20 protein-coding genes and 1 pseudogene are annotated in these 19,781 nt (G+C 66.3%); 8 read left to right on the forward strand and 13 right to left on the reverse strand.

Features of this window, described 5'->3' with window-relative positions; genetic code table 11:
• Positions 1–15: 15 nt before the first annotated feature.
• The gene (locus VVR85_RS08965; protein ID WP_368520561.1) at positions 16–1,596 is read left to right on the forward strand and encodes an aldehyde dehydrogenase family protein; all 1,581 of its coding nucleotides are present in this window, start codon (positions 16–18) and stop codon (positions 1,594–1,596) included.
• An 11-nt stretch (positions 1,597–1,607) separates the two neighbouring features.
• Here the strand turns inward: VVR85_RS08965 and VVR85_RS08970 are convergent, their stop codons facing one another.
• Positions 1,608–2,333 (reverse strand): SDR family oxidoreductase, encoded by a 726-nt coding sequence (locus VVR85_RS08970; protein WP_368520562.1) that lies wholly within the window; start codon positions 2,331–2,333, stop codon positions 1,608–1,610.
• 58 nt (positions 2,334–2,391) lie between these two features.
• Between VVR85_RS08970 and VVR85_RS08975 the strand changes: the two genes are divergently transcribed.
• The gene (locus tag VVR85_RS08975; RefSeq protein ID WP_368520563.1) at positions 2,392–2,844 is read left to right on the forward strand and encodes a hypothetical protein; all 453 of its coding nucleotides are present in this window, start codon (positions 2,392–2,394) and stop codon (positions 2,842–2,844) included.
• The gene (locus VVR85_RS08980; protein WP_368520564.1) at positions 2,841–3,152 is read left to right on the forward strand and encodes a transcriptional regulator; all 312 of its coding nucleotides are present in this window, start codon (positions 2,841–2,843) and stop codon (positions 3,150–3,152) included. Before VVR85_RS08975 ends, VVR85_RS08980 begins: the two co-directional genes overlap by 4 nt.
• Here VVR85_RS08980 and VVR85_RS08985 read toward each other — a convergent pair.
• The 4 genes from VVR85_RS08985 to VVR85_RS09000 form a co-directional block, all read right to left on the reverse strand.
• Complete coding sequence (locus VVR85_RS08985) at positions 3,149–3,367, reverse strand: hypothetical protein (protein WP_070768564.1); 219 nt, start codon at positions 3,365–3,367, stop codon at positions 3,149–3,151. The two genes, VVR85_RS08980 and VVR85_RS08985, sit on opposite strands and share 4 nt — an antisense overlap.
• Entirely contained in the window at positions 3,355–3,939 is a 585-nt protein-coding gene (locus VVR85_RS08990; protein WP_368520565.1) for a chromosome partitioning protein ParB, read from the reverse strand. The genes VVR85_RS08985 and VVR85_RS08990 overlap by 13 nt, the downstream gene beginning before the upstream one ends.
• A 210-nt stretch (positions 3,940–4,149) precedes the next feature.
• A complete protein-coding gene (locus VVR85_RS08995) occupies positions 4,150–4,698 on the reverse strand; it encodes an NADPH-dependent FMN reductase (protein WP_368520566.1) in 549 nt (182 codons plus the stop codon).
• A 45-nt stretch (positions 4,699–4,743) separates the two neighbouring features.
• A complete protein-coding gene (locus VVR85_RS09000) occupies positions 4,744–5,421 on the reverse strand; it encodes an alpha-ketoglutarate-dependent dioxygenase AlkB (RefSeq protein WP_368520567.1) in 678 nt (225 codons plus the stop codon).
• Between the two features lie 105 nt (positions 5,422–5,526).
• On the opposite strand from VVR85_RS09000, the pseudogene VVR85_RS11200 reads away from it, so the two are divergent.
• Positions 5,527–5,991, forward strand: a pseudogene (locus tag VVR85_RS11200) (DapH/DapD/GlmU-related protein); the annotation flags it as partial.
• Positions 5,992–6,066: 75 nt separating this feature from the next.
• Positions 6,067–8,325, forward strand: coding sequence for an ATP-dependent RNA helicase (locus VVR85_RS09005; protein ID WP_409338203.1), 2,259 nt, complete (start codon positions 6,067–6,069; stop codon positions 8,323–8,325).
• Here the strand turns inward: VVR85_RS09005 and VVR85_RS09010 are convergent.
• A complete protein-coding gene (locus tag VVR85_RS09010; protein ID WP_368520569.1) occupies positions 8,322–9,092 on the reverse strand; it encodes a TSUP family transporter in 771 nt (256 codons plus the stop codon). The genes VVR85_RS09005 and VVR85_RS09010 overlap by 4 nt on opposite strands.
• A 57-nt stretch (positions 9,093–9,149) precedes the next feature.
• Between VVR85_RS09010 and VVR85_RS09015 the strand changes: the two genes are divergently transcribed.
• Positions 9,150–10,205: an AbrB family transcriptional regulator gene (locus VVR85_RS09015; protein ID WP_368520570.1), complete on the forward strand. Its 1,056-nt coding sequence runs from the start codon at positions 9,150–9,152 to the stop codon at positions 10,203–10,205.
• A 3-nt stretch (positions 10,206–10,208) separates the two neighbouring features.
• On the opposite strand, the gene VVR85_RS09020 is transcribed toward VVR85_RS09015, so the two are convergent.
• Positions 10,209–11,870 carry a DUF885 domain-containing protein gene (locus VVR85_RS09020; protein WP_368520571.1) on the reverse strand — a complete coding sequence of 554 codons (1,662 nt, stop codon included), beginning with the start codon at positions 11,868–11,870 and terminating at the stop codon, positions 10,209–10,211.
• Positions 11,871–12,150: 280 nt separating this feature from the next.
• On the opposite strand from VVR85_RS09020, the gene VVR85_RS09025 reads away from it, so the two are divergent.
• Positions 12,151–13,308 (forward strand): HNH endonuclease signature motif containing protein, encoded by a 1,158-nt coding sequence (locus VVR85_RS09025; RefSeq protein ID WP_368520572.1) that lies wholly within the window; start codon positions 12,151–12,153, stop codon positions 13,306–13,308.
• Between the two features lie 123 nt (positions 13,309–13,431).
• Complete coding sequence (locus tag VVR85_RS09030) at positions 13,432–14,520, forward strand: ROK family protein (RefSeq protein WP_368520573.1); 1,089 nt, start codon at positions 13,432–13,434, stop codon at positions 14,518–14,520.
• On the opposite strand, the gene VVR85_RS09035 is transcribed toward VVR85_RS09030, so the two are convergent.
• The 6 genes from VVR85_RS09035 to amn form a co-directional block, all read right to left on the reverse strand.
• Positions 14,510–15,109, reverse strand: coding sequence for an HAD family hydrolase (locus VVR85_RS09035; RefSeq protein ID WP_368520574.1), 600 nt, complete (start codon positions 15,107–15,109; stop codon positions 14,510–14,512). The genes VVR85_RS09030 and VVR85_RS09035 overlap by 11 nt on opposite strands.
• Positions 15,102–15,455: a hypothetical protein gene (locus tag VVR85_RS09040; RefSeq protein ID WP_368520575.1), complete on the reverse strand. Its 354-nt coding sequence runs from the start codon at positions 15,453–15,455 to the stop codon at positions 15,102–15,104. Before VVR85_RS09040 ends, VVR85_RS09035 begins: the two co-directional genes overlap by 8 nt.
• 81 nt (positions 15,456–15,536) lie before the next feature.
• Positions 15,537–16,022, reverse strand: a complete 486-nt coding sequence (locus VVR85_RS09045; protein ID WP_368520576.1) for a ferritin — start codon at positions 16,020–16,022, stop codon at positions 15,537–15,539.
• 115 nt (positions 16,023–16,137) lie between these two features.
• The gene (locus VVR85_RS09050; protein WP_409338201.1) at positions 16,138–17,637 is read right to left on the reverse strand and encodes a SulP family inorganic anion transporter; all 1,500 of its coding nucleotides are present in this window, start codon (positions 17,635–17,637) and stop codon (positions 16,138–16,140) included.
• Entirely contained in the window at positions 17,612–18,163 is a 552-nt protein-coding gene (locus VVR85_RS09055; RefSeq protein WP_368520578.1) for a phosphoribosyltransferase, read from the reverse strand. Before VVR85_RS09055 ends, VVR85_RS09050 begins: the two co-directional genes overlap by 26 nt.
• A gap of 71 nt (positions 18,164–18,234) precedes the next feature.
• Entirely contained in the window at positions 18,235–19,632 is a 1,398-nt protein-coding gene (gene amn, locus VVR85_RS09060) for an AMP nucleosidase (RefSeq protein ID WP_368520579.1), read from the reverse strand.
• Positions 19,633–19,781 lie beyond the last annotated feature (149 nt).

Genomic DNA, 19,781 nt, shown 5'->3' on the forward strand with positions numbered 1-19,781 from the left:
AGAAAGGATGCTTTGTTGAGCACCCAGAACGCACTGTTTGATCCTTCTACGACGGAGCTCCTCTCCGGCGTCCACACGGGCGACGGTCCGAAGTCCCTATTCATCGATGGCCAGTGGGAGGCCGCTGCTGAGGGCGGCACCCGCACCATCACCTGCCCGGCCGACGGCACCGTCGTCGCCGAGGTCTCCGAAGCCACCGACGAGGACACGATCCGCGCTATCAAAGTCGCCCGCCGCACCTTCGATGCCGGCACCTGGTCCTCCGTCCCGGCCATCGAGCGCGGCAAGCTGCTGCTGCGCGTGGCCCAGGCCATCCGCGACAACCAGGAGCTTTTCGCCAAGGCGGAATCCGCCGACACCGGCAAGCGCCTGGAAGAGTCCATGGGCGACATGGAAGACATCGCCGGCGCTTTCGATTACTTCGGCACCCTGGCTTCCCACCAGGCCGGCCGCGTGGTCGACCCGGCGGACCCGAACGTGCGCTCCCGTATCGACGCCGAGCCGGTCGGCGTCTGCGGCCTGATCACCCCGTGGAACTACCCGCTGCTGCAGGTGTCCTGGAAGGTTGCCCCGGCCATCGCCGCTGGTAACACCTTCGTCCTCAAGCAGGCGGAGCTGACCCCGCACACCGCCATGCTGCTCATGGCCGTGCTGCGCGATGCCGGCCTGCCGGACGGTGTGGCCAACCTGATCACCGGCGCCGGCGCCAACTGCGGTAACCCGCTGTCCCAGCACCCGGACGTGGACATGGTCTCCTTCACCGGCGGCCTGGTCACCGGCAAGCTGATCGCCAAGAACGCCGCGGAGACCGTCAAGCGCACCGCGCTGGAGCTAGGTGGCAAGAACCCGAACGTCGTCTTCGCCGACGCGGACTTCGACGCCGCCGTGGACAACGCCCTCAACGCCGCGTTCTTCCACTCCGGCCAGGTCTGCTCCGCAGGCTCCCGCCTGATCGTGGAGGAATCCATCCACGACAAGTTCATCGAGGCCCTGGTCGAGCGCACCAACAACATCAAGATCGGCGGCCCGACGGACGACAAGGCCGAGACCGGCCCGCTGATCTCCGCCGAGCACCGCGAGAAGATCGCCGAGTACGTGGACCGCGCCCGCGAGCAGGGCGCCTCCATCCTCACCGGCGGCCGCGCGGCCACCAGCGAGGACACCAACGGCCAGCACGGCACCGGCAACACGGACCTGGGCGCCGGCATCTACTACCTGCCGACCATCATCGATGACACCACCCGGGAGATGGACTGCGTCCACGACGAGGCCTTCGGCCCGACCGTGACGGTGGAGACCTTCACCACGCAGGAGGAGGCCATCGAGATCGCCAACGACACCGAGTACGGCTTGGCCGGCGCGGTGTGGACCACGGATGCGGGCAAGGCCGAGCAGGTCGCCCGCGGCCTGCGCCACGGCACCATCTGGATCAACGACTTCCACCCGTACCTGCCGCAGGCCGAGTGGGGCGGCTACAAGCAGTCCGGCAACGGCCGCGAGCTGGGCCCGACGGGTCTGGAAGAGTACCAGGAGCACAAGCACGTCTACCAGAACCTGACCCCGGCCGTTTCCGGCCAGTTCGGTCTGCAGAAGTAGGCTCTTAGCTCCTAGCTCTGGGTGCGCGGCTTGACCGTCATCACGTCGATGTTGACGTGGGCGGGCAGGGACGCCACCCAGCGCACCGCCTCCGCGATGTCCTCGGCGGCGAGGTTGAGCTGGCCGTCGTAGACCTTAGCGGCGCGCTCTTCGTCGCCGCTGAAGCGGACGAGCGAGAAATCGGTGGCCACGCGGCCCGGGTCGATCTCCGTGGTGCGGATGTTGTGGTTTTCCAGCCGCAGCGCCCGGGAGATCACCCGCACGCCGTGCTTGGCGCTGTTGTAGCCGGAGCCGCCTTCGTAGACGCCCCAGCCGGCCACCGAACCCATGTTGATGACAAGCCCCGAGTTATCCGGGGCTTGTTCTAGTTTCGGCACCAGCGCCTGCAGCATGCGTACCGTGCCCAGCACGTTCACGTCATACATCCACTGCCAGTCCCCGATCTTGGTGTCGACTAGTGGCTCCAGGCCCTTGGCGCCGCCGGCGTTATTGACCAACAGGTCCACCCGGTCCACCTGCGCGGCGAGCGCGTCCACGGACTCCTGGCTGGCGACGTCCAGCTCGATGGCGGTGCCGTCGATTTCTTCCGCGAGGGCGTCCAGCCGGTCCTTGCGCCGCGCCGCCACGATCACGTGCCAGCCGTCGGCTGCCAGCGCCCGCGCGCTCGCGGCGCCAATCCCGGAGGAGGCACCCGTCACGATTGCTACTTTCTTGTTACCCGCGTCATGATTAGTCATGCCCCGCAGTGTAACAAAACCCTTGTTTTCTAGTACGGAAAGTGTCATACTTTCCACTGTGGAAAACAATGAAAAGAAGCAGGCCACCGAGGCTCTGTCCTTTAACGAATCCCTCGCAAAGAAAAAGAACGCCCTGTTCCCACCCTGGGTCGCTTTTTGCCTGGCGTTGACCTACCTGGCGGCCTTCGTGCTCATGGCGTTTCGGCCCCGCCATTGGTGGGCGCTCCTCATCGTCGTTGCCGTTATACTCGTCGCCGCCTTCCTCCTGCCCCGGCGCTACCCGCGGGTGCGACAGTCTTACCGCCAAGATCCCTTCGCCGCACCCTCCGCGGACAAGCGCTACGGGCTGGGGCTTTTCTGCCTCTATTGGCCGATGTCCGCCTTCATCTTCGCCCACGACCTGCCGGCCTGGGTCGTGCTACCTCTTGGCCTCCTGGCCTTTGCCAGCGTGTGGTGGGCCCTAGGCAGTGGCGCCCTAGATCTCAGCTCCCGGGAGCGGAATCATTCATGAACGGCCAGCTCGATCCAGTCATCCACCCTCTCAACCGGTTTAAAATCTGCGCCGTACTCAACGCCTACGGCGCGACCGAGGGAGCAGTCAACCAAGAGATGGAGTTTTCCTCGCTGGCCCGGGAGGTGGGCTTAAGCCCGTCCGCGCTCTCCAAGCAGCTCAGCGCCCTACAGGAGGTAGAATACGTCAGCCGCTTCCGCGAATACGGCTCCACGCGCGGCAAGGACACCGTGTGGGTAAGCCTCACCGCGCGTGGTCGCGCTGCCTTCCGTGAGCACCTGGCGGCACTCAAGGACATCGCCGGCTAGTGGGCGCGGAAGGAATAGCTACCCGTCAGACCGTTGTGGATCTCCACGGAGTAGCTCTGCCCGTTAGCCTCGGCGCCCTCCACGAGGGAGTCCAGCTCCTGCGCGTTGTAGTAGCGGCTTAGGCCCAGGTACAACAGCAGCAGCAGGAACAGCCCCACCACAACGATCGCGGCAACCACCATGGGGGCGTTTCGAGTCGTTTCTACTTCTGGCATTCGAAGCGGTAGCCTCCTTCATTCTTAGCTGCTCCGGAATCGGTGGTACCCTCCACGCCGGCGGAATCGCGGCTGTCAACCACCGGGCTGCCACCGTTCTGGTAGCACTGGTTAATCAGGTTCTGCTTTTCTGCATGGGAAGTGTACATCGAGTAGAAGATCAATCCGCCACCGGTGAGAATACCCAAGATGGCCACGCCTCCCCAGATGATGGCGGGCGCGATCCGGAAGGAGACCCCGGAGTTGTCGTTATCCGAGTCGCGCATCTCGTCCGGCTCGTAGCCGTTGTCGATCAGCACCTGGTCCACCTGCTCATCGGTCAAATCCGCCAGGCCAGCCTCTACCTGATCAATCTCTTCGGCGGTGACGCGATCGTGGTCAATCTTGCCTTCGTCGAGCCGGATCTCGTCCTCCCCGGCGTCGTAGTACATCGCTTCGGCCAGCACCAACGGGCCCTGGATGTTGGAATCCAGCTCGTTGGCCGGCGCTGCCGGGGCGGCAGCGCCGGTCGTCACCAGTGCGGCAGCCAGCGCGCTGGCGATGCCCTTCTTCGGGATGAACGGGAAGGTCACGGAAAGTCCTTTCTACTCAAAAATAACGGTGTCCTGGGCCAGCGAATGCCGTGGGCACCGCCGGCCGCAGACACCGTAACAAGCAGCCAGGCACCCCGCAGCGCGACCGCCAGCGACTTTCTCCCACCGGGGGTAATTCCACACACCTTGATGTATCAACGAAGCCTATATTGAGGCTTTATAAAATCGAAGCAATACTCCGCCGGGGGGTTATTTGCCCAGCGCATCCTCGAGCTCGGCCAGGATGTTGTCCATGCGCTTGGTCTTGTCCTCGTCCGGGGTGAACTCGCCGTCGGTGAAGTCGGAGAAGATGGAGACCTCCAGCTGGTTGCGCAGCTGGGCCATCTGGAAGTTGCTGACCACCAGGCGCCAGGCCTCGACCGCGCGGATGGCGCCGGAGGCGCCGTAGCCGACGAAGGCGACCGGCTTGCCGGCCCACTCCGCGCCCAAGGAGTCGTAGGCGTTCTTGAAGGCGCCCGGCACGGAGTGGTTGTACTCCGGGGTGACGAAGACGAAGGCATCGCAGGCATCGATAGCCTTGGACCACGCCTGCACGTTGGCGTCGTCGTACTGCTTGTTGGCCGCGCCCGGGACGGTGGCGGCGGTCAGCAGCGGAACATTGAAGGCAGCCAGGTCGATGAGCTCGTAGTCCACGCCCTGCTCAGCGCGGTCGCGGGCGATACCCTCGACCCAGCGGCCGACGGCTTCGCCCAGGCGACCTTCGCGGATAGAGCCAATGATGATGCCGATCTTTGCCATGTCGGACTTCCTTTCAGTTTAACGGTTAAGTGTTTCTGGCACAGCCTACCCGGAAAAGACCTGCCGCACCGTGACATTGATTCGGCCCTGCGCCAGCCCGCAGCCTTCCGGCGCGGTGCCGGGGCGAACCTCGGGCACCCCGTGGAAAGCAAAACGCTTCGGGCCGCCGAAGACGATGAGATCCCCGGAGGCCAGCGTCACCTCCTCCCAGGGCCGGTTGCGGTTTTCCGTGCCGCCGATGCGAAACAGCGCCTCCTCCCCAATGGAAAAGGAGACGATGGGCGCCCGCGTGGACTCGTAGCGATCCTGGTGCATGCCCATCTGCGCGCCCGGCGGGTAATAATTCACCAGGGCCATGTCCGGCAAGTAGCTTTCCGCCCACGGGACCAGCTCCTCGGCGAGGGCGGCGGCGCGGGAGACGGCATCGATAGCCGCCTGCCGAAGATCCCCGGGCAGGGCCGGGACGGTGTGTCCGAATTTCCGGTCCACGTAGCGGTAACTGTCATAGTCGAAGTAATGCCCCAGGTTCAGCATGTGCACGCTCATGCGCCCGCCGGAGGCCAGCTGGGGCCGCTGCATGGCAAAGGGCGTGCCGTTGGCCCGGCGCGCCAGGTCCCTAAACCGCGCGACCCACGCGTGCTGCTCCGGCGCCGACCAGTAGCCCGGCACGTGCGCCACCCCGGGCGCGACCTTGGCCGTGGGGCGCTCCACCTCGAAAAGCATGACACCCAGTCTGGCACAACCAGCGGCGCGATTGTCGGCACAATAGACAGCATGACGATCAAGGACAGCGAGGACAATCACGCGGTCTACGGCACCCGCGAGCGCATGGAATCCGGGCGGTGGCACCTGCCCGGCAGCGACGAGCTCCGCACGGAACAACTCCGCGGCTTCCGGCTCATCAAGCAGTTCAACGACCTGGGCAACACCGAACCGCACGCCGCCGAAGCCATCCTGCGAGAGCTTTTACCGGAAGAATCCGCAGTCCCCGGGTGGTTTGCCCCGGCCAACGTGGAATACGGCTACAACCTCATCTGCGGCGACAACGTCTTCATCAACTTCGGCGCGACTTTCCTGGCTCAATCCAAGATCCGGCTAGGCGCGGGCACCCTGGTCGGCCCCCACTGCTCCTTTATCACCGTCGGCCACCCGATCGACGACGCGACGATGCGCGCCGCCGGCTGGGAGATCGCCCACCCCATCACGGTAGGCACCAACTGCTGGTTCGGCGCTCACGTCACCGTCCTGCCCGGGGTCACCATCGGCGACAACTGCGTCATCGGCGCCGGCACCCTGGTCACCAAGGACGTGCCGGACAATTCCCTGGTGCTTGGCTCCCCGGGCGGGTCGTGCGTAAGCTTGGATGACATGTTCGACATCGCACGGATCGGCCGCGACCTGCCCGTGGCCGGGGTCATTGACCGCCTGCCCACGCTTGTCGATGCCACCGGGCGCCTAGTCATCCAAGCCCCGCCCGGCACCGGTAAGACCACCCTGGTCCCGCCCGCCCTGGCCAACCACTGCGGGGGCAAGGTCATCGTCACCGCGCCCCGCCGCGTGGTCGTGCGCGCCGCCGCCCGCCGGCTGCGCCACCTCTCCGGAGCCCCGAAGGCCGTCGGTTTCAGCGTCAAGGGCGAGCACCAGCCCGGCACCCACGTCGAGTTCGTGACCCCGGGCGTACTCCTCCAGCGCCTGCTGCGGGATCCGGATCTGGAGGGTATCTCCGCCGTCGCCATCGACGAGGTCCACGAGCGCCAGCTGGATACCGATCTCATCCTAGGCATGTGCCTGGAGCTCGCCGAGCTGCGCGACGACTTCCGGCTGGTAGCCATGTCCGCCACCCTCGAGCGCGACAAGCTCACCGAATTCTTAGGAGCCGAAACGCTCAGCACCCCGGCGGTGACCTACCCGCTGGATATCTCCTACCGCCCACACCCCGACCGCAGCAGCTGCTCCCGGGAATTCCTGGACCACCTGGCCCAGCTGGCGCAGGAGCAGGTCTCCGCCACCGGGCACTCCGCCCTGGTCTTCGTGCCGGGCGTGCGCGAGGTCGAACACGTCGTCGGCCGCCTGCCCGGCAGCTTCCCCCTGCACGGACGCCTAGATTCCCGGCAGCAGGACGCGGCCCTGCAACCCTCGTCCACCCCGCGGATCGTGGTCTCGACCTCCCTGGCCGAGTCCTCCCTGACCGTGCCCGGAGTGTGCACCGTCATCGACTCCGGCCTGTCCCGCGTGCCCCGGCTGGATGCCAGCCGCGGCATGACGGGGCTGGTCACCATCAGCTCGGCCAAGTCCACCGCGGACCAGCGCGCCGGCCGCGCCGGCCGCGAGGGCCCGGGCACCGTGGTGCGCGCCTATTCCGCCGCCGACTACGAGCACGCGGCCGAGGCCATCACCCCGGAGATCCTCACCACGGATCTCACCCAGGCCGCCCTGCAGCTGGCCGCCTGGGGCGACTGCCCGCTGCTCGATAGCCCCCAGCCGCAGCACCTGACCCGCGCCCGAGAACACCTGGAATCCCTCGGCGCCCTGCGGGGCGGCCACCTGACCCAGCTAGGCAAACGCCTGGTCCGCCTGCCGCTGGACCCGCACCTGGGCCGCGCCCTTATCGAATGCGGGCCGTCCGCCGCGGCCACCGTCGCCGTGCTGGCCGACGATCCCCGTGGCGACATCGCCCGCCAGCGCGCGCCGAAGTCCGAATCCCAGCGCCTGGCCGAGCTGGTGAGCACCGGCAGCGGCGTCAGCGATCCCGGCGCCATCACCGGGCTGGCCTTCCCCCGCTGGATCGCCCGCCGCGTGAACGACGACACCTACCTGCTGGCCTCCGGAACGCGGGCCCGCCTGCCCCACGACCTCGGCCTCGACGGCTCCGAGTGGCTGGCCACCGCGGTCGTGACCCGCTCCGCCGAGGGCGGCACCATCCGCGCCGCCGCCCGCATTTCCGAAGAAGACGCGCTGGACATCATCGGCGTGACCGAAGAGCTGGAAACCGACTTCGTCAAGGGCAAGCTGCGCGCCCGCCAGATCCGCCGGGCCGGGCAGATCGAGCTCAGCTCCACCCCGACCCAGCCGAGCCCGGAGGCCGCGGCAGAGGCCCTCGCCCGCCTGCTCGAACGGACTGGCTTAGAAATCTTCCACTTCTCCGACAAGGCGCAGCGCCTCTTCGACCGCCTGGCCTTCCTCCACGCGCGCCTCGGCGATCCCTGGCCGGATCCACAAAAGGCCGATCCGCAGTACTGGCTGGGCCCAGAGCTCGGCGACATCGTCCGCGGCAAGCCCCCGCGCGAGGTCGACATGTACCCGGCGCTCCAGCGCCTGCTGCCGTGGCCCAACGACATCGATGCCGCCGCGCCCGAACGCCTCACGGTCCCCTCGGGCAAGCACCCGCGCATCGACTACGCGACCGGCCGTCCCGTCGTGCGCGTCAAGCTCCAGGAGTGCTTCGGGCTGCATTCCTCCCCCGCGATAGCCGGCCTGCCGGTCCAGTTCCACCTGCTGTCCCCCGCCGGCCGCCCGCTCGCGGTCACCGACGACCTGGCCAGCTTCTGGTCCGGCCCCTACCAGCAGGTGCGCGCCGAAATGCGCGGGCGCTACCCCAAGCACGCCTGGCCGGAAGACCCGGCCTAGCCCCACTGCTGCCACGCGAGGTAGCAGCTCATGACCACCACGAGGGTCAGCAGGGCGTAGCGGATAAGCTTCGTGCCCCCGCCCAGCACCGTGCGCGCGCCCAGCTGCGCGCCGACGATATTGGCCACCGCCAGGACGATGCCGAGCGTCCACCACACGTGTCCGCCGACGATGAAGACCACCAGCGCGCCCAGGTTCGTCGCGGTGTTGACCACCTTCGCCATCGCCGCCGAGCGCAGAAAGTTCTGGGAGAAGATGGCGGTAAAAGCCATGATCAAAAACATGCCGGTGCCCGGCCCGAAGATGCCGTCGTAGAACGCCACCGCAGCCGTCGCTGCCAGCGCCGCCCAGGACCGCCAGCCAGAGTGGATCCCCTCGCTGTCGCCGCCGCCGAAGCTCGGCTTGAAGGCGATGAACGTGCCCACGGCGAGCAGCAGAACAATGATCAGCGGCCGCATCACGTCCTCGTTGAGCAGCGAGGCCATCAGCGCACCCACGCCCGAGGCCACCGCCGCCAACACCGCCATCGGCACCAGCTCCCGCGCGGGCGGCCGCACCTTGCGCACCAGCGTTACCGCCGCCGATGCCGTGCCCGAGACCGCCGCCACCTTATTCGTCGCCAGCGCCGTGGCCGGGGCCACGCCGGGAACCAGCGCCAAGATCAGGGGGATGAGCACCAGCCCGCCGCCGCCGATGACCGCGTCGATCCAGCCGGCCACCCCGGCCCCCGCCACGAGCAGTGCCCAGGTTCCCGCGCCTATTTCCATGGCAACAGTATAAGGCCAATAGTATAAAGGGGATCGAATTTACAAGGAGGTGCCCGCATGCCGTTGGCAGTGCGCTGGATGATTGTCGCGCCCGCCTCCGTGGGCCTCGGCTGGCTCTTTGACCACTGGAACGTGCCGGCGGCCTGGATCGTGGCCGCCATCGTGGTCTCCGCCGGCATGGCGCTGGCGACCCGCAAAGAGCTGCCCGTCAACCGCCACATCTACGCGCTCAGCCGCGGGTTCATCGGCATCCTGGCCGCGATCCCCCTGACCACGGTGCCGCTGTCGCGCATCGTCGGCTTCCTGCCCGCGGGCGTCGTGGTCTCCCTGGTGACGGTGCTAGTCGGCATTGGCGGCGGGCTCCTCCTGCACCGCGCCCAGCCGAAGGCCGTCAGCCGGGACACCGGCATCCTGTCCATGCTGCCCGGCGGGGCGTCCATGATGCCGGTGCTCGCCGACGACCTCGGCGCGGACTACCGCTACGTGGCGCTGACCCAGTACCTGCGCCTGCTGACCGTGTCCATGACCCTGCCGGTCGTCGTCGGCTTCCTATCCACCCCGGCCGACTCCCATCCGGTCGACGCCCCGCAGCCGGATCAGCACTGGTGGATGATCCTGCTCGTGTTGGCCATCGCCTTCGCCGGCGAGCCCCTCGGCAAGCTTCTCCGCCTGCCCGCCCCGGGCGTGATCGGCCCGCTCCTGCTGACGGTGCTGGCCTCGTTGTTCCTGCCCGGTGAGCTCACCCTCCAGCCCATCGAACCCTTCCGAATCTTGGCGTTCATGTGCATCGGTTGGGTCTGCGGCGGCGGCCTGTCGTGGCCCGCACTGCAGCGGTTCGCGGCGCAGCTGCCCGCCACCGTGGCCTATATCGTCGTGGTCATCGCCCTCTGCGCGGCAACTGCTTGGCCGCTGACCTGGGCGCTGGACATCACCTATTTCGAGGCCTACCTGGCCACCAGCCCCGGCGCGCTCGAGACCGTCCTGGCGCTGTCCTCCGAAGGCGGGGCCGGGCCAGCAGTGGTGGCCATCCAGCTCATCCGGCTCATCATCGTGCTGGTGATTGCCGGCTACCTGCCCCAGCTCATCCGCCTCTTCACGCGGAGGAAACGCTAGCACCTAGTCGAGGATGGTCTCGCGCAGGATGGACATCGGCACCGAGCCCAGCGCCAGCGCCTCGGCGTGGAACTCGCGCTCGCTCATGCCCTGCGCGACTGCCTCGTCGCGGGTCTGGCGCCACAGGCGCGCCCCCAGCGCGTACGATGGCGCCTGGCCGGCCCAGCCCAGGTAGCGGTTGACCTCGAAGGAGAGGTTCGCCGAGTCCATCGCGGTGTTCTCCCGCATGAAGGTGTGCACGTGGGACTTGTCCCAGACGCCGGAGCCGTCCGGCATCTTCTTGCCCAGGTGCAGGCCGATGTCCGCGACCACGCGGGCCGCCCGCAGGCGCTTAGCGTCCAAAAGGCCCATCCGGTAGCCGGGATCGTCCATGTATCCGAGCTCCGCCATGAGCTCCTCGGCGTAGAGGGCCCAGCCCTCGCCGTGGCCGGAGTTCCAGCACACGCTGCGGCGCCACAGGTTCAGATCCGGCTCGACCAGGGCCTGGCCGATCTGCAGGTGGTGGCCCGGCACGCCCTCGTGGTGGACCGTGGTCAACTCCTGCCAGGTGTGGAATACGTCCTGGCCGGCCGGCACCGACCACCACATCCGGCCCGAGCGGGAGAAGTCATCCGCCGGCTGGGTGTAGAAGATCCCGCCGGTGCCCGCCGGATCGATGCAGCACTCAATCTCGCGCACCTGCTCCGGCACGTCGAAGTACTTGCCGTCCAGCTCCTCGATGGCGCGGTCGGCCGTGGACTGCATCCACTCCACCAGCGCGTCCTTGCCACGCAGGAGGTAGCGCTCTTCCTGGTTGAACTTGCGCATCGCCGTGCGCACGGTGCATTCGTTGCCGTAGAGGCTATGGGCGATCTTTTCCTGCTCGGCGTTGATCTCGCGCAGCTGCTCCAGGCCCCAGCGATAAGCCTCGTCCACGTCCACGACGTCGCCCACGAACAGGTGGGAGAACAGCTCGTAGCGCTCGCGGCCGAAAGCGTCCGAGGTCGGCGCCTGCGGCTGCAGGTCCGTCGACAGCCAGGCGGAGAATTCTTCGAAAGCCTGCTTGGCGTGCTCCACCTCGGCGGAGTCCTCGGCCAGGCCGAGCTCGTCGAGCATCGAGTCGCTATCCGTCAGCGCGTTGCACTGGCCGATGACCTCATTGATCTGGCGGTTGGCCGCCACCAAGCCGTGCGATGCCGCCTCCGTCAGCGAGTCCCGATAACCCGCCAGCGCGCTGCCCACCTTGGACAGGCGGGAGCGGATGGCGTCCAGGTCCTCCTCGGTCTCCTGCGGCATGAGCAGGAGGGTGTCCCGGATGGTCTGGACCGGCGAGGCGATGTTGTTGAGCAGCCGCAGGTCCTCCATGCGGTGGTGCATGTCTAGGTCCAGGCAGAGGCGATCGCGCAACACGGCTGCGGTCACGTAGTCGACGTCGTCGAAGTCGTCCTCGTCGTCCGACTCGTCCGTCGAGTCATCCAGGGCGTCGAGATCCGCAATCATCTCGCGGGTACGGTCCGCCACGGCTTCGTAGTATTCGGGCGAGAAGTCCTGCAACTCACCCTCGTAGCCCGCAACGCCCCACGCCGTCGCATCGGTAGGGGTCAGGGCTGCCAAATCAGCTGCGAAATTATCGCACGAAGCGTCCAGAAGGGAAGGCTGACGCTCGGCGTTATGCTCGGAACTCATGATTGGGAAGTCTAGCCACTTTCCCCGCTTCACCGCTACCTGGCGCGGCGCGGTGAGAACGCTGAATGCCTCCTGCCCCGCCAAAGTCGCCCTTACCAGGTCTTTTCCCGCTGCCGGCAGGAAGATAACACTTAGGCATCAGTTCCCGAACTAGTCCCCTTCGAAAATTGCAACATAGTTTCGAAAAAGTTTGGCGCAGGGGTTGCGGTGCTGGTTTGGATTGCTATTATGGGGGTTGGGTTAGAACATAGTTACGACATATTCATTCGGGGAGAATGTCATGGACCCTTATTACACCGTCAATACACCGAACTGCCCTATCGCCCACGAGGCCACCCAGATCCGCCGCGTTGACTACCACCTGTGGCAACGCCTCCGCCCGCCCATTAACGAGGATTGCGAGACCACCGTCGGCAACCTCGCCGCCCGCACCGGCCTTTCTTATACCGCCTGCCTCAACCGCTGCTTAGCCCTCGAACGCCTCGACACCCTGCCCCAGCTCGAAGAAACCGTGGAAAGACTCCAGCACATCGGTTTCAATTACCTCATCCTGATCGACCAAGTCTTAAATAACCTGGGCGAGCCCACCCAGGACGTTCTAGAACGCATAGATACTGAATTAAACAAATACCTCAGCCCTACCCGCCCGGGCCAGCGCCTGCCCTCCTACGCCAACCTGCGCCGCAAGCTCAACAGCCTGGTGGCCACGGAACAGCCCGAAGACACGTCGAAAGATTCGACCGATACCTCCGGCCCAGACGGCGGCAACTATTCCTGCGAGTCCCAGTCAGGATCCCGCGCCGGCATCTACGCCGACTACGACCCCGCAACCACCGCCCAACTAGACGACGCCATTTCCCGCACCGCCAAAGAACACGGCATCAGCCCGGCCGCCGCGCTCGCCGGCCTCATCCTCGGGGAATACTCCTCCCCGCAAGTGGTCCTCAACCTCTACCAGGCCAGCGACGTCCCCCATGCCCCCATCTTCGTCGCCGGTTTCGGCTGGATTAGCCACAAAAGCGGCCAGAAGCTGGCGGACGCAGCAACCACCGTCCGCCACATGTCGGATATCGCGGAAAAGCGCAGCCGCAACTACGCGACGCCGAACGACATCAAGGCCTTCATCAACGGCCGCGACGGCACGTGCCGCTACCCCGGCTGCACGGTCAAGGCGGAGCGCTGCCAGAAGGACCATTGCGTCGACTTCGGCGACGGCGGCCCGACGGCCGCGTACAACCTCGTCAACCTGTGTCAGCACCACCACAACATCAAGACCGACGGGCGCGCGACCTACGTCATCGACCCGCACACCTCGGACGTCATCTGGCTGTTCAACGACGGCACCTGGCAGGCCACCAGCCCCGAGGGTCCGATGTCCCGGCGCTCCTGCAATTGGTTGCGGACGGTCGAACAGGTAATGGCCGGGCGGAGAGGGTGATGTCGAAAAATCTGACATTTCCGCACCAAAACACCACAATTGCTAGACCATGCAGTCTAATTTCGGCCACCGGTCAACGTATAGAATTAGACAATGCAGTCTGTTCTCTTTATACTAAGTTGCATGATCAAGCCAGGACCGGCCTTCACTCGCCCACGCACACCCGCCGCCAAGTGCCTCCACCTGGTGCGCCTCAAGCCGATCATCACTCGGAGCGAGCTAGTGGAAGCGACCGGCCTGTCCCAGCCCACCATCACGCGCGCGACCACGGCGCTGCTGCAGGCCGGGCTCATCCAAGAGCGCACCGACCTGACCCGCACGAAGGGCCGCGGACGCCCGACGGTGCCGCTGGAGGTAGCAGAGAACAACTGGCTGCTGGCTGGCATCGCCATCGGCACCTCCTCGACCTATATCGGCCTCTACGACACCAAGGGCCGCACCATTCGGGAGGATGACATCACCACCCCGGTGGCATCGCTGAGCGAGGCGGATTTCATCGAGCACATCATGGCCGGCATCAACCGCTTGACCGCGGGCCTGGACCAGGCGCTGGTCTCCGTCGGCGTGACCACCTCCGGCCAGGTCGACGACGAAGGCCTCGTCTACGCCCCGAACCTGGGGTGGAATGGCGTCGACATCGCCGAGCGCCTACGCTTCCAGTTCAGCGTGCCGGTCGTGGTCACCGCAGCCATCCCGGCCATCCTGGGCTCCGAGACCCAGGCCGCGGACATCGCCTCCGAGGACAAGGTCCTAGTGCTCTTCGCGGACGACTCCATCGGCGCGGCCCTGTCCAACGACGACGGGGTCCAGCAGCTCACCCCGCTGACCGATCCGCAGGGCCGCCCCGCGCAGGATTCCCTGTCGACGGCGGCGGTGCTCAAGAAGGCGGCGGAGCAGGGCGTGACGGTCGACAGCATTGCCGATGCCCCACGCTCCATCCTCGATGAGCGCGCGCACGATCTCGGCGTGGTCGCCGCCCGGCTGGTGCGCGAGCACCACCCGAATACCGTGGTGGTGGCCGGTTCCGCCTTCGTGGATGACCCGCAGGCCCCGCGCCGCTTCGCCAGCGCCGTGCGGGAAGAGGCCCCCGATGCCGAGGTCCAGCTGCGCATGATCCCCACCCACCGCGAGATCGTCCGCGCGGTCGCGCGCGCCGTCGCCCTGGACCCGCTGCTGCGCGTGCCGCTCGAGCTGCGCAAGGTCAGGGTGTAGAAAGCACCTTCCGCACGCTATCGATGCCTTCGAAGCGCTCGGCCCGCAACCCCGCCTCGCGGGCCTCGCGCACGAAGTCGTCGCGGTCGTCGAAGAAGATGGTGTCCTTGAGGGTGCCGCCGAGGGCATCGACGGCGACGAGGTAGGCCTGCTCCTCCGGCTTGGCCACCCCGATATCGCAGGACAGGGTGACGGCCGCGAAATCCTCTAGCCAGGGGTGCTCGCGCCGCACGACGGCGGCGAGCCCAGTCGGGATGTTGGAAAGGACGCCGACGGGGTGGCCGGCATCGATAAGCGACTGCACGAAGCCAACCATCTCCATGTCCGCCTCGAGGCAGCCCGCGATGTCCGCGGCCACGGCCTGGCTGGTGTCGATGTCGCCCAGGCCGCTGCGGCGGGCGAGCGCGGTCCACCAGCGCTCGTCGGAGACCAGCCCGGCGTCGTAGGGCGGGCGCAACTCCTCGTAGGTCTCCCAGAAACGCGCGCTGTCCTGCACCCCGAGCGTCTCCTCGAGGAGGCGGCGGTCCGCGGCCGAGGGCAGCCGCATGAGCACGCCGTACAGATCGAAGAGCAGCTTGGCCTTAGCCATGCGTGACCACCCGGGGCTGGAGCAGGCACAGGCCGACGATGCCGCAGGTGGCGCCGCCGATGAGCTCCGGCAGGCCCGTGCCCGCGGGGTTCACGAAGAACAGGGCGATGGCCGCCAGGAGCAGGACGCCGCCGACCCCGAAGAAGGCCTTGACGAGGCCGCTGGCGCGCAGGAAGCGCACGCCGGCGAGCATGGCCATGCCGGCGAACGGGCTCAGCATGAGGGCGGCCGAGGAGAAGAAGATCCCCCACGCGATGTCTACCGCCGTCAGTGCCAGTCCCCCGACCAAAGCGAGAACCATCAGCCCGAGGGCGATGGCGGCGGTCGTTTTCTGCTTTGCGGTCATAAAATACAATTGTCCCACCGGAGAAGCCTCCAGTGGGACAAAAGTGATTATTTTAACCGGACCGTTATTTGGTCTAATTCTTTATTCGGCAGAGCCCAGGTTTGCGTCGATGCGCAGCAGGCCGGAGCCGTCGTTGCCAACCAGCTTGACCTGGTCGATGATCTCGGAGACGGTGTCCTCTTCCTCGATCTGCTCGTCCAGGAACCAGTTGACCAGACTACGGGAATCCAGATCCTTGACCTCGTCCGCGATGCGGGCGATCTCGCGGATCTCGGCGGAGACCTTCTGCTCGTGCTTGAAGGCGGCCTCGAAGGCGTCCAGCGGGGTGGCAGCCTTCAGGGACGGGATAGCGATGTCGGTCAGCTCGACGCGGTAGCCGCGGGCCAGCAGGTGGTCGGCGAACTTCTGAGCGTGGGTGCGCTCCTCGTCGGCGTGACCCAGGAACCAGTCGCGCATGCCCGGGAAGGACAGGTTATCCATCTCGTAAGCCAGCTGGGTGTAGATGAGCGCCGCCTGGTGCTCGGAATTGACCTGGTTGTTCATTGCGGTTTGCAGTTTCTCGTCCATGACCTGGACCTTTCTCTCGGATCGGTGGTTAACTACTGATAAGTATACGCGTTTAAAAAACTATTTCCAGGCAGGAAATCCTTACCAATTTAAGGTTATGTTAACGTAACCTGCGTTATGCTTCGTTGAATTTCTCGATCCGCCGCTGGCTTTCGTCGTCCAGTCCCCTAAATTCTACCTCGATTCCGCGGGAGGCGTACTTGCTGCGCACGGCATCGACGGCCGCGATGGTGGAGGTATCCCACAGGGTCGCGGCCGAAAAGTCGATGGAGACCTTGTCCGTGCCCGGCGCGTAATCGAAGGAATAGACCAAGTCATTCGAGGAAGCGAAGAAGAGCTGGCCGGACACCGCGTACTCCCCCGGCCCGGTCTGGTCGACGGTCACCACGTGCGAGACCCGCTGGGCGAAACTGACCGTCGCCGCCAGCACGCCCAGCACCACGCCGACTGCCAGGTTGGAGGTAATCAGGGTCCCGGCCATTGTAATGCCCATGACGAGGGTCTCGGACCAGGGCATCGCCCGCAGCGTGCGCGGCCGCAGGGAATGCCAGTCGACGGTGGTCGCCGCCACGATGATCATTACCGCCACCAGGCCCGCCATGGGGATGCGCCCGACGGTCCGGCCCAGCACCAGGATGAGGATGAGCAGGAAGACGCCGGCCATGAGCGTGGACAGCCGGGTCCGTGCGCGGGCGCCGCGGACGTTGATCATCGTCTGCCCGATCATCGCGCACACGCCCATGCCGCCGATGAGGGCGGAGAGGATATTGCCTATCCCCTGGCCGTAGGATTCGCGGGTCTTGTCCGAGTGGGTATCGGTGATGCCGTCGACCAGCTTGGCCGTCAGCAACGACTCCATCAGGCCCACCAGGGCAACGCCCAGGGCGTAGGGCGCGATGATCTGCAGGGTCTCCCAGCTCAGCGGCACATCGGGGAGGAACAAGCCCGGCAGCGAGTCCGGCAGCTCGCCCTGGTCAGCCACGTCAGGGACCTCCCAGCCGGAGATCATGACCAGGGCGGTGAGCACCACGATGGTAATCAGCGGCGCCGGGATGGCCGGCAGCAGGCGCGGGGCGGCGAGCATGAGCACCAGGCCTAGCCCGACCAACGGGTAGACCAGCCAGGGCACGTCCTGCAGGTGCGGCAACTGCGCGGTGAACATCATGATGCCCAGGGAGTTGACGAACCCGGTCATCACGCTGCGCGGGATGAACCGCATGAGCTTGGCGATGCCCACCGCCGCCAGCACCAGCTGCAGCACCCCGGCCAGCAGGATGGTCGCGACCACGTAGTCGAGGCCGTGGCTGGCCGAGAGCGGGGCGATGACCAGCGCGACCGCGCCGGCCGCGGCGGAGACCATCGCGGGGCGCCCGCCGGTAAAGGCGATGGAGATAGCCATCACCACGGAGGCGAAAAGGCCCACCCGTGGGTCCAGGCCCGCCAGGATGGAAAAGCTCAGCACCTCCGGGATAAGGGCGAGGGAAACCGCGAGGCCGCCGAGCACCTCGATGCGCAGCCGGCGGGCAGAGGAAAAGGCGTAGCGGAAGCTATCCGCTACGCCCAGGGAACCTGTGTCATTCACCGGAGTCTTAGGACCCTTCCTGGAAAGAACCATCCGCGGTGATGACCGGCAGGACCGACCAGCAGAAGTTGATCCACTTGTCGGTCTCGCGCCACACGAAGTCCGGGTGGAAGATGGTCACCGGCTTGGTGTAGATGACCGCCGAGCGCACGTCCACGTTCAGCTTCGGCTTTTCCGGATCCAGATCCTCGTGCTCGAGGATGCGGCAGACCAGGTCGAGGGTCTTGCCGGAATCCGCGACGTCGTCGACCACCAGGACCTTCTTGCCGTCCATGTCGGAGGCGTCCAGGTACGGCGGGAGCAGTTCCGGCTCGGGCAGGGTCTTGCCGATATCGGTGTAGAACTCCACGTTGATGGACCCCATGGCCTTGACCCCGATGGCGTAGCCGATGGCCCCGGCCGGGATCAGGCCGCCGCGGGCGACGCCGATGATGAGATCCGGCATCCAGCCCGAGTCGATGATCTGCTGCGATAGGTTGCGGCTGGCCTCACCAAACGTCTCCCAAGTGAGGTTCTCCCTTTCCGGTACCGCCCAGTCGGGGTTATGGGGATTAGTCACGTGGTGCTCCTATCACGGTTGCAGACTCTCGTATGGGGAAACTTTCCGTCTAGTCTATCGCCGGATTAGCGTTAACGGAAAGGCACTTCCCCCAGCGCCCGCCGGAGCTTGCGCGTGTGGAGGCGGGACGGGTTTTCCGCCAGCTGCTCGACCGCGCGCACCGCGCACATGACGTGGGCCTGCTTGGAATTCGAGTAGAAGGCCTGCGCCTGGGCCGGCAGCTTGGGCACCGCGTGCAGCGGCAGGTCGCTGACGGCCAGCAGGGTGCCGTAGGGCACGCGGTAGCGGTAACCGTTGGCGGCCAGCGTGCAGGACTCCATGTCCACGGCCACGGCTGCCGATGCCCGCAGCCACTCCCACAGCTGCCGGGTGGTGCGCCACTCCCAGTTCCGGTCGTTGGTGGACAAGACCGTGCCGGTGCGCATGATGGGGTTGTCCGCGCCGTAGATCTCGTCCACGCTCGCCTCCAGCATGCGCTGGATTTCCGGGATGGCGGGGATCGGGTTCGCCGGGGTGACCGGCTCGTCCAGGAGCCCGTCGTCGCGCTGGTAGGCGTTGCCCAGGATGAGATCGCCAATGCGCATGCGCCCGTCCAGGCCCGCGCAGTGGCCGATCATGATCCAGGCCTCGGGGCGCAGTACGGCCAGGCAGTCCGTGATGGTCTTCGCGTTAGACGGGCCGACCCCGATGTTGATCATCGTGATGCCGTCGCCGGCGGCGGTGATGAGGTCGAAGCGGGGCATTTGGTAGCGCGAGGTCAGCGTCAGCTCGTCGACGTCCAGGTCCACCGCGTCGTTGGGGTGGATGGTCTCGCCCGTGGGCAGCACCAGCGCGGTGTAGCGCGAGTCCTCGCTGGCGAGCTCGCGTAGCCCGAACTGCACGAACTCGGTGGTGTGCATGGCGTAGTTGGTGAACAGGATGTACTTCTGCACCGTGTCGACCTCGATGCCGGTGTAGTGCTCGATCCGCTCGCAGGCGATGTCGAAGCGCTGCGGCCCGAAGTGGAACAGCGGCTTCTCCGCGCCGTGGAAGGCGTCCCAGTCGCCGTCGATGATGGCGTCGTTGACGTCGTCGAGCGTGGGGCGCGGGACGGTGGTCCCGCGGTCCTGCGGGGCCGGCGGGGCGCCGCGGATGTACTCGGGCGGGATGCGCACGTCCGAGTAGCCGACGTAGATATCGCACGGGTAGTTGTCCACTAGACGCTGCAGCTGGGCGGTCAGGTAGTCGCGCAGCAGGTAGGGCTTGGAGATCACCGCGGAATAGTTGCCGGCCTCGTTGACGTAGCCGAAGGGTTGCGAGCGATCGATGGGGTGCCACTCGCGCACGGCGACGGTGATTTTGGGGTAGCGGACCTGGTCGTAGTCCGCGAAGTCGTGGGAGCGCCGACAGGACTGCTCGTAGAGTTCGATGAGGCGCGTGACCGCCTCGTCCACCGTCTGCACCTGCACTGTCTCTACCTGATTGCGCATGCCGCCACACTACCGCGTAAACGAAGGCCCCGCCGGCTGCACGCTGGCGGGGCCTTCTCCCCATGACTAATCTAATCGGTGCTAAACAGAAGGAGTGGAGCGCAACTTCTGCAAAACAACCGCCCGTGATTAGGCAAGGCTTACTTTAA

Source organism: Corynebacterium sp. LK2590 (assembly GCF_040946105.1).
In the GTDB taxonomy this organism is placed as follows: domain Bacteria; phylum Actinomycetota; class Actinomycetes; order Mycobacteriales; family Mycobacteriaceae; genus Corynebacterium.

What these genes read in the sequence shown, in the direction of transcription:
- VVR85_RS09040 (WP_368520575.1), bottom strand. Translation starts at nt 15,455, where the DNA reads ATGACCGCAAAGCAGAAAACGACCGCCGCCATCGCCCTCGGGCTGATG.
- VVR85_RS08985 (WP_070768564.1), bottom strand. Translation starts at nt 3,367, where the DNA reads ATGCCAGAAGTAGAAACGACTCGAAACGCCCCCATGGTGGTTGCCGCG.
- VVR85_RS09045 (WP_368520576.1), bottom strand. Translation starts at nt 16,022, where the DNA reads ATGGACGAGAAACTGCAAACCGCAATGAACAACCAGGTCAATTCCGAG.
- VVR85_RS09025 (WP_368520572.1), top strand. Translation starts at nt 12,151, where the DNA reads ATGGACCCTTATTACACCGTCAATACACCGAACTGCCCTATCGCCCAC.
- VVR85_RS08980 (WP_368520564.1), top strand. Translation starts at nt 2,841, where the DNA reads ATGAACGGCCAGCTCGATCCAGTCATCCACCCTCTCAACCGGTTTAAA.
- VVR85_RS09035 (WP_368520574.1), bottom strand. Translation starts at nt 15,109, where the DNA reads ATGGCTAAGGCCAAGCTGCTCTTCGATCTGTACGGCGTGCTCATGCGG.
- VVR85_RS09030 (WP_368520573.1), top strand. Translation starts at nt 13,432, where the DNA reads ATGATCAAGCCAGGACCGGCCTTCACTCGCCCACGCACACCCGCCGCC.
- VVR85_RS09020 (WP_368520571.1), bottom strand. Translation starts at nt 11,870, where the DNA reads ATGAGTTCCGAGCATAACGCCGAGCGTCAGCCTTCCCTTCTGGACGCT.
- VVR85_RS09005 (WP_409338203.1), top strand. Translation starts at nt 6,067, where the DNA reads ATGTTCGACATCGCACGGATCGGCCGCGACCTGCCCGTGGCCGGGGTC.
- VVR85_RS09010 (WP_368520569.1), bottom strand. Translation starts at nt 9,092, where the DNA reads ATGGAAATAGGCGCGGGAACCTGGGCACTGCTCGTGGCGGGGGCCGGG.
- VVR85_RS08995 (WP_368520566.1), bottom strand. Translation starts at nt 4,698, where the DNA reads ATGGCAAAGATCGGCATCATCATTGGCTCTATCCGCGAAGGTCGCCTG.
- VVR85_RS09000 (WP_368520567.1), bottom strand. Translation starts at nt 5,421, where the DNA reads ATGCTTTTCGAGGTGGAGCGCCCCACGGCCAAGGTCGCGCCCGGGGTG.
- VVR85_RS09015 (WP_368520570.1), top strand. Translation starts at nt 9,150, where the DNA reads ATGCCGTTGGCAGTGCGCTGGATGATTGTCGCGCCCGCCTCCGTGGGC.
- amn (WP_368520579.1), bottom strand. Translation starts at nt 19,632, where the DNA reads ATGCGCAATCAGGTAGAGACAGTGCAGGTGCAGACGGTGGACGAGGCG.
- VVR85_RS08970 (WP_368520562.1), bottom strand. Translation starts at nt 2,333, where the DNA reads ATGACTAATCATGACGCGGGTAACAAGAAAGTAGCAATCGTGACGGGT.
- VVR85_RS09050 (WP_409338201.1), bottom strand. Translation starts at nt 17,637, where the DNA reads ATGGTTCTTTCCAGGAAGGGTCCTAAGACTCCGGTGAATGACACAGGT.